We start from the raw sequence: 13,309 nt of genomic DNA, 5'->3' as shown, positions 1-13,309 counted from the left end.
CTGCCGTGCGCGGTCAGGGCACCATCCAGCCGAGGACCGGCGAGCCCTGGAGCGCGACCAGCACACACATGAACAGCAGCAGGAGCAGACTCCAGCCGAACACCTTGCGGAAGATCTCCCCCTCCCGGCCGGCCATGCCGACCGCGGCGGCGGCGATGGCCAGGTTCTGCGGGCTGATCATCTTGCCCAGCACCCCACCGGAGGAGTTGGCGGCCGCCAGCAGCACCGGGTCCAGCCCGGCGCGGGCCGCCGTCTCCACCTGCAACGCCCCGAACAAGGCGTTGGCCGAGGTGTCCGAGCCGGTGACCGCCACGCCGATCCAGCCGAGGATCGCCGAGAGGAACACGAACGCCCCACCGGTGGCGGCCAGGAACGCGCCGAGGGTGTTGGTCTGCCCGGACTGGTTCATCACGTACGCCAGGGCGAGCACCGCCATCACGGTGACGATCGCGTACCGCAGCTCGACGTAGGTGCGCCCGTAGGCGCGCAGCGCCCGGCCGGCGGAGACCCGCAGCACCAGCGCGGTGAGCACCCCGGCGAGGATCATCAGGGTGCCGGCGGCGGGCAGCCAGTTGAGGGTGAACGTTGCCGACGACAGCTGATTGCCGTTCCCGCCGAGGATGTCCAGCCCCGGCCAGGCGAACTTCACCGTCCACGGCTCCTTCGCCAGGGCGTCCTTCACCGCCCCGAGGTTGGCGATGGAGAAGATCGCGATGATGATCAGGTACGGCGCGTACGCGCGGGCCACCTCCGCGGGGGTGTCGGCGAGCCGGGGGGCAGCCGGTCGGTGCGGGCCGGCGTCGGACGGTTCCCGGTGCTCCCCCGGACCGTCGCGGGAGACCAGCGGATCGCCCGGCGGGGTCTCGCCGCCCGGACCGTCGAGCGACGGCGCGGCGGCGGTGGTCGTACCGGAGCGGCGGCCGGCGCTGGCGCGGACGGCGCCCGGGTCGGCAAGCTCGGCCTCGGCGGGCTCGCGGGCGGCGGGCACGCTCGCCGCCTCCGGCTCGCGGCCCAGGTCGGCGGGGGTGACCGGACGCCAGACGCGGATCAGCAGCACGACGGCGGCGGCCGAGACCAGCGCGGCGACGATGTCGGTCAGTGGCACGGAGATGTAGTTCGCGGCGACGAACTGCGCCAGGCCGAAGGTCACGCCGGCGACCAGCGCGGCGGGCCAGGTCTGCCGGATACCGCGCCGTCCGTCCACCAGGGCCACCAGCAGCAGCGGTACGACCACCGCGAGGATCGGTGTCTGCCGGCCGACCATCGCGCCGAGGGTGTCCACAGTGAGCCGGGAGTCGTCGTTGACGCCACTGGTGACGGTGGCCAGGGTGACGACCGGGGTGGCGAGCGCGCCGAACGCCACCGGCGCGGTGTTGGCCAGCAGCGCCACCGAGGCGGCGTGGATCGGGCGGAAGCCGAGCGCCATCAGCATCACCACTGTGATGGCGACCGGGGTGCCGAAACCGGCCAGCGCCTCCAGCAGCGCGCCGAAGCAGAACGCGATGATGATCGCCTGGATCCGCATGTCCGGGCTGACCCGTTCGAACGAGCGGCGCAGCACGTCGAAGTGTCCGCTCTCGACGGTGAGGTTGTAGACCCAGATCGCGTTGAGGACGATCCACAGGATCGGGAAGAAGCCGAAGGCGGCGCCCTCGGTGGCCGAGAGCACGGCCTGCCCGACCGGCATGGCGTAGACGGCGACCGCCACCACCAGCGCGACCGCGAGCGAGATCAGCCCGGCCAGCCAGGCCTTCACCTTCAGCACACCGAGCAGCACGAAGAGGGTGAGCAGGGGCAGGACGGCGAAGATCGCCGAGAGTGCGACGGAGTCGCTGACGGGATCGGTGACGACTGTGAACTGGTCGAACATGGGTCACCTCGACGCTCGGGGACGGTGGCGGGTGAGTTCGGCCCTACAGCAGCTCCTCCACCGGACGGGCGCGGAGGGAGGCGTCGAGGACCTGGGCGGTGTGGGCCAGCGCGATGTCGCCGCCGGCGCGGGTCACCGCGGCGGCGACCTGCATGAGGCAGCCGGGGTTGGCGGTGACGAGCAGCCGCGCCCCGGTGGCCAGTACGGTGCGGGCCTTGCGGTCGCCGAGTTCGGCGGCCGGCCCGGGGTGGAGCACGTTCCAGATCCCGGCTGACCCGCAGCAGATCTCCGGGTCGGCGATCTCCCGCAGCTCCAGGCCGGGAATGTCGCGCAGCAGCCGGCGGGGCTGGGCGCGCACGCCCTGGGCGTGGGCCAGGTGGCAGGCGTCGTGGTAGGCGACGGTCACCGGCAGCGGGTGCCGGGTGGCGACCGGACCCAGCTCGTCGAGGAGTTCGGACAGGTCACGCACCTTGCCGGCGAAGTCGGCGGCGAGCGCCGCGTACCCGGGATCGTCCCGGAGCAGGTCGCCGTACTCCTTGAGGGTGGAACCGCAGCCCGCCGCGTTGACCACGAAGAAGTCGATGCCGGCGGCGGCGAACGTGTCGAGCATCCGCCGGGCGAAGCGCTGCGCCTCCGCCTCGCGCCCGTTGTGCACGCTCAGCGCGCCGCAGCAGCCCTGCTGGTCGGGCAGGATGACCACGTCGCAGCCCTCGGCGGCGAGCACCCGGGCGGTGGCGGCGTTGACCTCGGGGAAGAACGCACCCTGTACGCAGCCGGTGAGCATGCCGACCACGGCCCGCCGGGCGCCGACCGCGGGAACCCGCCGCGGTGGGCGTTCCGGCCTGCGGAGCCGGGGGGCCAGGGACTCCAGCGCCGCCAGGGTGGGCGCCAGCCTGGGCAGCAGCCCGGTCCGCTGGAGCAGGCGGCGTACTCCGCTGGCCTGGTACGCGCGCAGCGGACCGCGCAGCAGCCGCAGCCGCCGCGGGTACGGGAAGAGCGCAAAGATCGCCGCCCGCAGCGCCCGCTCCCGCGGCCCTCGGTGGTGCCGGCGTTCGACCTGCTGGCGGGTGTCCTCGATGAGGCGGTCGTAGCGGACGCCGGACGGGCAGGCGGTGACGCAGGACATGCAGCCGAGGCACTGGTCGAAGTGGGTGACCATCGAGTCTGACAGCGGCTCGCCCTCCAGGCCCTCCTTCATCAGGTAGATCCGCCCGCGCGGCGAGTCCATCTCCTCGCCCCACAGCACGTAGGTGGGGCAGGTGGGCAGGCAGAAGCCACAGTGCACGCAGTCCGAGACGAGCTCGGCGGCGGGCGGGTGGTGCGCGTCGAACGCGCCCTGGCCGGGCGGTTGGGCGGCCAGGCCGAGCACGTCGCGGGGCCCGGTGGCCGGCCGCGTTCCGCCCGGCGAGCTGAGCGGCGCCGTCTCCGTGGACCGGACCGTGTTCGCCGGATCCCGCTGCTCGGGCTGCTGGGGAACGGACATCTCAGATCCCTCCCACGAATCGGCCGGGCGCGAGCCGGGCATCGGGGTCGAAGCGCTCCTTGACCCGGCGCATCAGTGCCAGACCGTCGACGGGCCCCCACAGGTCCACGAGGTCCCGCACGGGCGGGGGCGCGGTGAGCACCACGGTGTGCCCGGCGACGACGGCGCTCGCCGTCCGCAGCGCGTCGACCAGGCCGGCGACCCGCTCCGGGTCGGCCGTGCCGGGCAGCCCGGCGTAGAGCACCCCGACGCCGGCCGAGCCGCGCAGCGCGAGCGGCAGACCACGCCGGTCGGCCGCCGCCCGGGCGTCGGCCAGCAGCCGCGGTACGCCGGAGAGCGCGGCGGTCAGCTTCAGCCCGATGTCGCCGTCCCGCCACGGGTACCGGCCCCAGCCGTCCGGAGGCGCGTCGGAAGCGGTGGCGTCGCCGCCGAGGAGCCGACGGGTCGCCTCCGCCCGGGCGGCCACCCCGGCGGCGGTGCCCTCCAGCAGCACAGTCACCGACGCTCCCCCACCGGCCGGCGCGTCCACCTCCAGGGCGGTGGGCACGAGCTGCGCGGCGCGTACGGCGCCGGCCAGCCGTCCCGCCTCAACCGGGTCGTCGGTCCGACAGGTGACGTACGCGACAGCGGACGGCAGCGGGTGCAGCCGGAACGCGCACTCGGTGATCAACCCGAGCGTGCCGTACGCGCCGGTGACCAGCTTGGCCAGGTCGTAGCCGGCGACGTTCTTGACGACCTTGCCTCCGGCGTGTGCGACCACACCGTCGGCGCGGACCAGCGTGACCCCGATGATCAGGTCGCGCACTGTGCCGTAGAGCATCCGGCGAGGTCCGCTGGCGTTGGTGGCGACCGCCCCGCCGACGGTGCCGCCGGGCAGCGGCGCGTCGAGGGCGAGCTGCTGGCGGGCGCCGGCCAGGGTGGTGGCCAGCTCGTCCAGGCGGGTGCCGGCCCGGACCACGGTGATCAGGTCACCGGCGGCGTGCTCGACCACCCCGGCCAGCGCCGTGGTGTCGAGGATCAGGTCGAGTCGCCGGGGCGGGCTTCCCCACGACTGCTTCGTGGCCGCGCCGCGGACCGTCACCGCGAGGTCGCACGCGGCGGCTGCCCGCAGCAGGGTCGCGGCCCCGGCGGTGCCGCGGGGTGTGGCGACGTAGCGGGCGGGCATCCCGGCGATCACGTCGTGCTCGCCGGCCGGCCGGACCGACTCGGAGCCGTCGGGCCGCGGACCGTCGGTCGCGGTCTCCCGGGCGGCGGCGCGGAGCCGGTCGAGGATCGCGTCGGCGGACATCAGAACGCCTCCGCCAGACCGGCCTCCTGCGCGGGGTGGACCCCCTTGCGCCGACCGGGGATCTCGCCGCAGAGCCGGGGCGTGGGAAAGACCTTGCCCGGATTCGCCAGACCGGCCGGGTCGAACGCGCAGCGCAGCAACTGCATGGTGTCCAGGTCGTCGTCGGTGAACATGCGCGGCATGTACTTCGCCTTGTCCATGCCGACGCCGTGCTCTCCGGTGATCGACCCACCGTGGCTCACGCAGAGGTCGAGGATCGCGCCGGAGACCTCCTCGGCGCGTTCGGTCTGCCCGTCGACGCCCGCGTCGAACAGGACGAGCGGGTGCAGGTTGCCGTCACCGGCGTGGAACACGTTGGCGACCCGGATGCCGTGTTCGGCGGAGAGTTCACCGATGCGGCGCAGCACAGCGGGCAGGGCGGTGCGCGGGATGACCCCGTCCTGGACGATGTAGTCGGGACTGATCCGCCCGACGGCGGCGAACGCGGACTTGCGGCCCTTCCAGAACAGCGCCCGCTCGGCGTCGTCGGCGGCGATCCGGATCTCGAACGCCCGGTTGTCCCGGCAGAGCCGTACGACCTGGTCGAACTGGGCGGCCACCTCCGGCTCGGGTCCGTCCAGCTCGACGATGAGCACCGCGCCGGCGCCGGCCGGGTAGCCACAGTGCACGGCCTCCTCGGCAGCGGAGATGGCGAGCGCGTCCATCATCTCCACCGCCGCCGGCACCACCCCCGCCGCGATGATCGCGGAGGTCGCCGCGCCCGCCTGGTCGGTGCTGGAGAAGGCGGCCAGCAGGGTGCGCACCGACTCGGGCAACCGGGTCAGCCGCACGATCACCTCGGTAGCGATGCCGAGGGTTCCCTCGGAGCCGACGAACGCTCCGAGCAGGTCGTAGCCGGGGGCGTCCGGCGCGCGGCCGCCGAGGCGTACCCGGTCGCCGTCGGGAGCGACAAGCTCCACGCCGATGACGTGGTTGGTGGTGAAGCCGTACTTCAGGCAGTGGGCGCCGCCCGAGTTCTCCGCCACGTTCCCGCCGATGGAGCAGATCTGCTGGCTGGACGGATCGGGCGCGTAGTACCAGCCGTGCGGGGCGGCGGCCCGGGTGACCGCCAGGTTGATCACGCCGGGCTGCACCACCGCCCGCTCGTCGGACGGGGCGATTTCCAGGATCTCCCGCATCTGCGAGGTGACGATCAGGACGCCGTCGGCATGCGGCAGCGCGCCCCCGGAAAGCCCGGTGCCCGAGCCGCGGGCCACGAACGGGGTGTCGGCGGCGACGCAGGCGCGGACCACGGCGGCGCACTGCGCGGCGTCGGCGGGGAGGGCGACCAGGGCCGGGACCACCTTGTACTGGGCCAGCCCGTCGCACTCGTAGGTGCGCAGCTGCTGTCGGTCGCTGATCACCCGGTCCGCGCCGATGGCGGCTCGCAGCGCGGCGGTGAGAGCTTCGAGGTCCGTTCTGGCTGTGCTCATCGCCCACCTCCGCGCGTCGGGTCGGTCGTCGGTCAGGGCATCCGTTCGTACGCCGGCACGGTGAGGAAGTCGACGAAGTCGTCAGCGACGGCGACCTCCATGAACAGCGCCCGGGCGGCGGCGTAGTCGCCGGGGTCGCCGGGGAGCTTCGCGATCTCCTCGTCGGCGATCCGCTCGACCAGTTCCCGGGTGACCCGGGCGCCGGTGTCGTCGAGGGTGAGGTCGTTGTGCAGCCACTGCCACACCTGGCTGCGGGAGATCTCCGCCGTGGCGGCGTCCTCCATCAGGTTGAAGATGGCCACCGCGCCGGAGCCACGCAGCCAGCTGGCCAGGTACTGCACGCCGACGCTGATCGCGTTGCGCAGCCCGGTCTCGCTGTGCGGGCCGGGGGTGGCGCCCACGGAGAGCAGGTCGGCGGCGACGACGCGTACGTCCTCGCGGGTGCGGTCGAGCTGGTTCGGCCGGTCGCCGAGCACCGCGTCGAAGACCTCCCGGCAGATCGGCACCAGGTCCGGGTGGGCCACCCAGGAGCCGTCGAAACCGTCGCCGGCCTCGCGGGTCTTGTCGTCGCGGACCTTCGCCAGGGCGGTCTCGTTGACCTGCGGGTCGCGTCGACTGGGGATGAAGGCGGCCATTCCGCCGATGGCGTGCGCGCCGCGTCGGTGGCAGGTCCGCACCAGCAGTTCGGTGTACGCCCGCATGAACGGCACGGTCATCGTCACCGCGTTGCGGTCCGGCAGCAGGAACTCCGCGCCCCGGGTGCGGAACTTCTTGATCACGCTGAACATGTAGTCCCACCGGCCGGCGTTCAGCCCGGCGGAGTGCTCCCGCAGCTCGTAGAGAATCTCGTCCATCTCGAACGCGGCCGGGAAGGTCTCGATCAGCACTGTGGCCCGGATGGTGCCGCGCGGGATGCCGAGCCTCTCCTGAGCGGCCAGAAAGACGTCGTTCCACAGTCGCGCCTCGAGGTGGCTCTCCATCTTGGGCAGGTAGAAGTAGGGTCCGGCGCCGCGGTCGAGCTGCCGGCGCGCGCAGTGGAAGAAGTAGAGCCCGAAGTCGACGAGGCTGCCGGAGGTGCGCTCACCGTCGACGAGGATGTGCTTCTCGGTGAGGTGCCAGCCGCGCGGTCGTACCACGATCGTGGCCAGTTCGCCGTCGTGCAACGCGTAGTGCTTGCCCTCGGGGGACGTGAAGGCGAGCTTGCCGTCGATGGCGTCGCGCAGGTTGAGCTGACCGGAGATGACGTTCTCCCAGAGCGGGGTGTTGGCGTCCTCGTGGTCGGCCAGCCACACCTTCGCGCCGGAGTTCAGGGCGTTGATGGTCATCTTCGCGTCGGTGGGTCCGGTGATCTCGACGCGGCGGTCGATCAGGCCCGGTGCCGGCTCGGCGACCCGCCAGTCGGCCTCGCGGATCTCCCGGGTCCCGGGCAGGAAGTCCAGCAGCCCGCCGTTGGCCAGCTCGGCTTCACGCTGTCGCCGGAGCGCGAGCAGTTCCCGGCGACGCGGGTCGAAGGCGCGGTGCAGATCGGCGAGGAAGGCCAGCGCCTCCGGGCTGAGGATCTCGTCGTACCGGGGGTGCATCGGGCCCGTGACCTCGACGCCGGCGGGGACAGTCATCGGCTCGCTCCTCACCATGACATGCGTGGTGATCGATTGGACGCGCTCCTGCCGACTGTAGTTCTCGCACCACCGGGTCACGCCTGAGCGACGACACAGTCGCCGGGAGCGGTCGCCCCGGTGCGGCGAACGGCACTTGAGGCGCGGCGAGCGGCAGATGAGCCGGTCCGCGCGGCGGCGAGGGGTCGGGTGCGGCCCGAAACACCGGCCCGGCGCCGCCACGATCGACCGGCCCTGCCGGTCTCCACCTGCGATCGAGCCATCTCCTGATCTGCCAACGGCACCAACCTTCGGAAGTTTCGAACTGAAGGGCATCGGTACGCCGCAGGTCACACGATGGATTTCCGGAAGTGTTCGACCTTGACGGGCTCCATCGACGGCCTTAACGTTTCGAGCAGGTTTCCGGTCCCCACCGCTGTCAGCGCCCACCACGGTCAGCCCGAGATCTCCGGACACCCGGCACCGACCCTGCTCCCAGCCCATCAGCACCATGCCCGCACCCTCCATTTGATGATCGACAAATGTCGATTGGTGCCGAAAGGAAGGCAGATGAAGCAACGACGGTGGATCAGTGTCGGCGCGGTCGCGGTCGCGACCGTTGCGGCACTGAACGCGGTGCCAGCCACCGCGAGTCGGCCGTACGATCCCACCGCCCAGAGCCTGGCCGCTCTCGGGCTGCGTCACGGTCTCCAGGTCGGCACCGCGGTGGACCTGGCGGTCCTCAACGACGCCAACGACCCGCAGTACCGCAGGCTGGCCGCCTCCGAGTTCTCCTCGGTCACTGCGGAGAACGCGATGAAGTGGGAGAGCCTGGAGCCCACCCGCGGCGTCTACGACTGGGCCGCGGCCGATCAACTCGTCGAGTTCGCCAGGCGCAACAAGCAGAGCGTGCGCGGCCACGTGCTGGTCTGGCACAACCAGTTGCCCACCTGGCTGACCAGTGGCGTCGCCGACGGCTCCATCAGCAAGCAGGAGCTGCGCGAGCTGCTGCGCAAGCACATCAGCACCGTCGTCAAACGCTACAAGGGCAAGATCTGGCAGTGGGATGTGGTCAACGAGGCGGTCAGTGACCCGTGGGACACCCCGTCGACCCTGCACTACAAGGGCTTCTGGGCGCAGAACCTCGGGCCCGGCTACATCGCCGACGCGTTCCGCTGGGCGCGGGCCGCCGACCCCAGGGCTCTGCTGTTCTACAACGACTACAACATCGAGGCGTTCGGCTCCGGCAACCCCGCGGACGACAAGTCGCAGTTCGTCTACGACATGGTCAAGGGGCTGCGCGCCCAGGGCGTCCCGATCGACGGCGTCGGCTCCCAGGGCCACCTGGGCACGCAGTACGGCAACTACGACACCCTCCAGGTGACCGCCGCGCTGAAGAAGTTCGGCTCGCTCGGTGTCGCCACCGCGTTCACCGAGGTCGATGTTCGCAGCGAGCTGCCCGATCCCGGCGACTCGGCCGAGATCAACCCTCGTTTGCAGGCGTCGGCGGCCAACTTCAGCGTGCTGATGAAGGCCTGCCTGGCCGTGCGCAGTTGCCTGTCGTACACCGTCTGGGGCTTCACCGACCGGCACTCCTGGGTGCCCGGCTGGTTCAGCGACCCGCCACAGGGCATGGCCACCATCTACGACGAGAACTACCAGCCCAAGCGGGCGTACCACGAGCTGAAGTCCGACCTGATCTTCGCCGGCCCGCCGTACGTCCTGCCACGCATCACTCCGAAGCCGCGCCGCTGACCCACCGGCTCGGCTGAGCCGACGAGGACCACCGGAGCACGACCGGGCCGTGTGGGGTTCTGCGCCCCACACGGCCCGCAGGCATTGTGCTGCTGACGATGGACCAGCAGTAAGATCACTGCACCTCGGCGAAGACTGTCGCCTGCCTCATCCGGAGTCCGCGTGCCCGAGCAGCCAGCCGTCGACGTCACCCGCGACACCCGCCTCCGGAGGTGCCGCCTGCTGGGCGGTGCCGCCCTTGGTCAGATTCCGCGGATCGCGCATGGCTGACCGCTGGTACCGATCTCTCCGCTGGACACTGGCCGTCGTGTGCCTGATCGCCGCCGCCGCGGTGCCGGCCCGTCCGCCGATGACCATCAACATCAAGCTCGAGTCCTCGGCCCTGCGGGTGCTCCAGATGAACCTCTGCAACAGCGGCCGCGCCGGCTGCTACACGGGTCGGTCGGTGACCGCGGCGGCCGAGGTGATCAGCGCCGAGGTGCCCGACGTGGTCTCTCTCAACGAGATCTGCAGAAGCGATGTTCCGGTGCTGAAGGCCGCGCTGGTGACCGCCCACCCCGACGGCGCGGTCGTGTCCGCCTTCAAGGCTGCGGGCGACCGCCCCAGCGGCGCCGTCACCCAGTGCCGCAACGGCGAGCCGTACGGCATCGCCCTACTGACCCGAGTCGAGGCGAAGAACACCCCGTACACGCTGCGCAGCGGGCTCTACCCGGCGCAGGATGCCACGGACCCGGAAGAACGTGCCTGGCTCTGCGTCCAGGTCCCCCGCTCGCTGCACGCCTGCACCACACATCTGGCGGCCACCAGCTTCACAGTCGCGCTCGCCCAGTGCCGTCACCTGCTCAACACGGTCGTGCCAGCGATCAGCAGGAGCCTGGGGTACGCGCCGACGGTGGTGCTCGGCGACCTCAATCTCCGGCGCGACCGCTCCCCCAACGTGCAGTCCTGCGTACCGCCGGAGTACCTGCGGATCGACGACGGCGCGCTGCAACACGTCATGACGACAGCCGACGTCAGGATCTGCTGCCGCCGGGCGATAGAAATGCACGGGGCGACGGACCATCCCGGGCTGCTGGTCACAGTCGCGATCGAGGGCAGACATCCCGGCTGGACGACAGTCGCACAGAGCCGGGCACCCGTCCGCGCGGCATAGGCCGTCACGGCGCGGTCACGCCTGTTCGCCGCGCAGCCGCAGGGCCTCGTCGCGGTGCGCGGGAAGCCGCCGCCGCTGGCTATCGCACGACGCGGGCGACGGCGCCGTTGACGGACACGTCCTGCACGGATGGACGTGGCTGAGGCGCGTCATCCGCGCGCCACCGCGCCACCGACACGATGCCCGGATCGACGAGCTCCATCCCGGCGAGCAGCTCGGCGAACTGCTCAGTGCTCCGGGCGCGGAACCGCCCGTCGTGATTGCTGGCTTCGAGCTTCGCGGTCACGGTCGGCGGCAGGTATTCCCAGGTGACGTGCGAGGCGACCACGTAGCTGCCGGCGGGCAGCGCGGCGACGAACCGGTCGAGGATGCCCTTGGGGTCTTCGTCATCACGGATGAAGTGCAGGATCGCCACCAGCATCAGCGCGACGGGCTGGGACAGATCCAACGTGGTCCGCAGATCCGGATGGGCAAGGATCTTGTCAGGCTCACGCAGGTCGGCGTCGAGGTAGGCGGTGCGGCCCTCAGAAGTGCTGTTCAGCAACGCGCGGGCGTGGGCGAGGACGATCGGGTCGTTGTCGACGTAGACGACCCGGGCTGACGGGTCGATCGCCTGGGCGACCTCGTGGGTGTTGTCGGCGGTCGGGATGCCGGTGCCGATGTCCAGGAACTGCCGGACGCCCTGTTGCGCCAGGAATCGCACCGCCCGCTGCAGGAACATCCGGTTCTCGACCGCGGCCAGCCGGATCGTGGGCATCGCTGCCGCGAGGGCGTCACCCGACTCCCGGTCAGCGGCGAAGTTGTCCTTGCCGCCCAACAGGTAGTTGTACCTGCGAGCCGGGTGCGCGACCGTGGTGTCGATCCGGTCCGCCGCTGACAGTTCTCCGCTCCGGCCAGTCACCGGGCCCCCCATCGCCGCGTTCGATTCTCTACAAGGTACACACCCGACGGTCCCTGCGAATGCCCGCGGAGCGCGGTGCCACGGCACTGCCCACCGCCGGGAGTAGCGGACCGATTCTGTCCGCCGGGCGTGGCAGGGTGGCTCGTGGATGGAGGTCTGCCCGCAGCGCGACCTGCCGAGACCCGCTACGAACGGAGCAACCCGATGAGCCGCCACATCCAGGTCACCTTCGACGCCCACGACCCGCGGGCGCTGTCGCGCTTCTGGTGCGAGGTGCTGGGCTACGTGCTCCCCGGCCCGCCCGGAGTCGACCTGCCCGAGGGCGCCGACCCGCTGGTCGCGTGGGACGACTTCCTCGCGCGGATCGGCGTACCGGAGGAGGAGCGCAACACGAGATCGGCCATCGAGGACCCGGACGGGCACGGCCCACGGCTGTTCTTCCAGCAGGTGCCGGAGGACAAGGTCGCCAAGAACCGCGTCCACCTCGACATCCGTGCGGCCCCGGGGCTGCAGGGAGAGGAGCGGATGGCGGCGCTGGAGGCCGAGGCCGGCCGGCTCGTCGGGCTCGGAGCGACGCGGGTCCGTCGCTCCGAGCCCGCTCCCCCACTGAACGCCGGCTTCATCGTGATGACCGACCCCGAGGGCAACGAGTTCTGCCTGGACTGACGCGGTCAGCCGCCGCAACAGCCGCCGGCGCCTGACCGCTGGCGGGGGCGACGGGCTTGCTGTTGCGGACGCCGGTTTCGGGCAGGTCGAGCTGCACGTCGCGGGCGGCGGCCCAGTCGCCGGTGAGGGCGTCGAAGCCGTACGCCCCATCCGCGACGAGATCCGCAGCCGGGTGGAGAAGCTCCTCAGCGAGCTGCGCCCGACCACCTGACCCGAGTCAGGAACCCCGCTCAGCCCTGGCCGGGTTCGCCGGTCTGCTCCCACATCGACTTCATCTCGCCGAACGCCTGCTCCATGATCTGGACCATGGCGGCGCGGGCCCGGTCCCCGTCGCGGCGCTGGATCGCCTGCGCCACGTCGGCGTGCAGTTGGAGGGCCTGCTCGTGCGGGTAGTGCGGCATCAGGTCGTAGTGGTGGCGGCCGGTGAGCACCTCCGCCACCAGGTCCTGCAGCTTGACGAACATCTCGTTACCGGAGGCGGCCAGCACCCGCCTGTGGAACTCGATGTCGAGGTGGAGGAAGCGCTCCTCGTCGCCGGCCTTTCCCGCGGCCCACATCTTCGCCGCCAAGCCGACGAGGTCGCTCGCCTCGTCGTGGTCGACCCGGCGAGCGGCCAGCCAGGCGGCGTGCGGCTCGACGGCCGTCCGTAGTTCGGTGATCGAGCGCATCTGCGCCATCCGGCCTTCCGAGGCGAGTCGCCAGCGGATCACCTGCGGGTCGAAGACGTTCCAGTCGCGTGTCGGCCGGATCATCACCCCGACCCGGCGGCGGGTCTCGATGAACCCCATGGCGGCGAGCACCCGCAGGACCTCGCGGACGACCGAGCGGGAGACGCCGTACCTGTCGACCAGCTCGTCGATGTTGAGCACGGAGCCGGGCGTCAGCTGGCCGCCGCAGATGGCGGTGCCGAGGTGGTCGAGAACTTGTGCGTGCAGCCCGGCCTCGGCAGGGGCCTTCTTCTGGACGGCTGCAACCCCTGATGAGGACCGGTCCACGCGTTGGAGCATATCAGTTGAAGATCACCCCTTGAATAAATCCGCTTTATCGGCCTAGCATCCGGACGTTAAGCGGACGTTAACAACGAGGTCCCGCTCTACCCCCGAAGCGGCGACCACGACAGAAGGAG

10 protein-coding genes and 1 pseudogene are annotated in these 13,309 nt (G+C 71.5%); 4 read left to right on the top strand and 7 right to left on the bottom strand.

Annotation, left to right across the window (positions count from 1 at the left end; translation table 11 throughout):
- Positions 1-13 precede the first annotated feature (13 nt).
- Genes GA0070607_RS24660 through aceB form a run of 5 tightly spaced genes read right to left on the bottom strand, consistent with a single transcriptional unit; the run spans position 14 to position 7,729 of the window.
- Positions 14-1,870, bottom strand: coding sequence for an L-lactate permease (locus GA0070607_RS24660; protein WP_089020297.1), 1,857 nt, complete (start codon positions 1,868-1,870; stop codon positions 14-16).
- A gap of 43 nt (positions 1,871-1,913) precedes the next feature.
- Positions 1,914-3,353 carry a (Fe-S)-binding protein gene (locus tag GA0070607_RS24655; protein ID WP_089020296.1) on the bottom strand — a complete coding sequence of 480 codons (1,440 nt, stop codon included), beginning with the start codon at positions 3,351-3,353 and terminating at the stop codon, positions 1,914-1,916.
- Between the two features lies 1 nt (position 3,354).
- Complete coding sequence (locus GA0070607_RS24650; protein WP_231930286.1) at positions 3,355-4,641, bottom strand: FAD-binding oxidoreductase; 1,287 nt, start codon at positions 4,639-4,641, stop codon at positions 3,355-3,357.
- Entirely contained in the window at positions 4,641-6,113 is a 1,473-nt protein-coding gene (locus tag GA0070607_RS24645) for an FAD-linked oxidase C-terminal domain-containing protein (protein WP_089020295.1), read from the bottom strand. The genes GA0070607_RS24650 and GA0070607_RS24645 overlap by 1 nt, the downstream gene beginning before the upstream one ends.
- A 32-nt stretch (positions 6,114-6,145) precedes the next feature.
- Positions 6,146-7,729, bottom strand: a complete 1,584-nt coding sequence (gene aceB / locus GA0070607_RS24640; protein ID WP_089020294.1) for a malate synthase A — start codon at positions 7,727-7,729, stop codon at positions 6,146-6,148.
- Positions 7,730-8,278: 549 nt separating this feature from the next.
- Between aceB and GA0070607_RS24635 the strand changes: the two genes are divergently transcribed.
- Together GA0070607_RS24635 and GA0070607_RS24630 are read left to right on the top strand one after the other, a co-directional pair.
- Positions 8,279-9,463: an endo-1,4-beta-xylanase gene (locus GA0070607_RS24635; protein ID WP_089020293.1), complete on the top strand. Its 1,185-nt coding sequence runs from the start codon at positions 8,279-8,281 to the stop codon at positions 9,461-9,463.
- A 262-nt stretch (positions 9,464-9,725) separates the two neighbouring features.
- Positions 9,726-10,616 carry an endonuclease/exonuclease/phosphatase family protein gene (locus GA0070607_RS24630; RefSeq protein WP_197701157.1) on the top strand — a complete coding sequence of 297 codons (891 nt, stop codon included), beginning with the start codon at positions 9,726-9,728 and terminating at the stop codon, positions 10,614-10,616.
- A 79-nt stretch (positions 10,617-10,695) separates the two neighbouring features.
- On the opposite strand, the gene GA0070607_RS24625 is transcribed toward GA0070607_RS24630, so the two are convergent.
- On the bottom strand, positions 10,696-11,517 hold the full coding sequence (locus tag GA0070607_RS24625) for an SAM-dependent methyltransferase (RefSeq protein WP_231930284.1): 822 nt from the start codon (positions 11,515-11,517) through the stop codon (positions 10,696-10,698).
- A 204-nt stretch (positions 11,518-11,721) separates the two neighbouring features.
- Between GA0070607_RS24625 and GA0070607_RS24620 the strand changes: the two genes are divergently transcribed.
- Together GA0070607_RS24620 and GA0070607_RS33585 are read left to right on the top strand one after the other, a co-directional pair.
- On the top strand, positions 11,722-12,183 hold the full coding sequence (locus GA0070607_RS24620; protein ID WP_089020291.1) for a VOC family protein: 462 nt from the start codon (positions 11,722-11,724) through the stop codon (positions 12,181-12,183).
- Positions 12,184-12,301: 118 nt separating this feature from the next.
- A pseudogene (locus GA0070607_RS33585) lies at positions 12,302-12,394 on the top strand (heat-shock protein HtpX); the annotation flags it as partial.
- A gap of 19 nt (positions 12,395-12,413) precedes the next feature.
- Here the strand turns inward: GA0070607_RS33585 and GA0070607_RS24615 are convergent.
- Positions 12,414-13,178, bottom strand: coding sequence for a FadR/GntR family transcriptional regulator (locus GA0070607_RS24615; RefSeq protein WP_231930275.1), 765 nt, complete (start codon positions 13,176-13,178; stop codon positions 12,414-12,416).
- Positions 13,179-13,309 lie beyond the last annotated feature (131 nt).

Source organism: Micromonospora coriariae, assembly GCF_900091455.1.
GTDB lineage: Bacteria > Actinomycetota > Actinomycetes > Mycobacteriales > Micromonosporaceae > Micromonospora > Micromonospora coriariae.
The sequence above is the reverse complement of the archived record's forward strand: the minus strand, read 5'-3'. Positions and strand labels throughout refer to the sequence as shown.

What these genes read in the sequence shown, in the direction of transcription:
- GA0070607_RS24635 (WP_089020293.1), top strand. Translation starts at nt 8,279, where the DNA reads ATGAAGCAACGACGGTGGATCAGTGTCGGCGCGGTCGCGGTCGCGACC.
- GA0070607_RS24655 (WP_089020296.1), bottom strand. Translation starts at nt 3,353, where the DNA reads ATGTCCGTTCCCCAGCAGCCCGAGCAGCGGGATCCGGCGAACACGGTC.
- GA0070607_RS24645 (WP_089020295.1), bottom strand. Translation starts at nt 6,113, where the DNA reads ATGAGCACAGCCAGAACGGACCTCGAAGCTCTCACCGCCGCGCTGCGA.
- GA0070607_RS24660 (WP_089020297.1), bottom strand. Translation starts at nt 1,870, where the DNA reads ATGTTCGACCAGTTCACAGTCGTCACCGATCCCGTCAGCGACTCCGTC.
- GA0070607_RS24650 (WP_231930286.1), bottom strand. Translation starts at nt 4,641, where the DNA reads ATGTCCGCCGACGCGATCCTCGACCGGCTCCGCGCCGCCGCCCGGGAG.
- GA0070607_RS24630 (WP_197701157.1), top strand. Translation starts at nt 9,726, where the DNA reads ATGGCTGACCGCTGGTACCGATCTCTCCGCTGGACACTGGCCGTCGTG.
- aceB (WP_089020294.1), bottom strand. Translation starts at nt 7,729, where the DNA reads ATGACTGTCCCCGCCGGCGTCGAGGTCACGGGCCCGATGCACCCCCGG.
- GA0070607_RS24620 (WP_089020291.1), top strand. Translation starts at nt 11,722, where the DNA reads ATGAGCCGCCACATCCAGGTCACCTTCGACGCCCACGACCCGCGGGCG.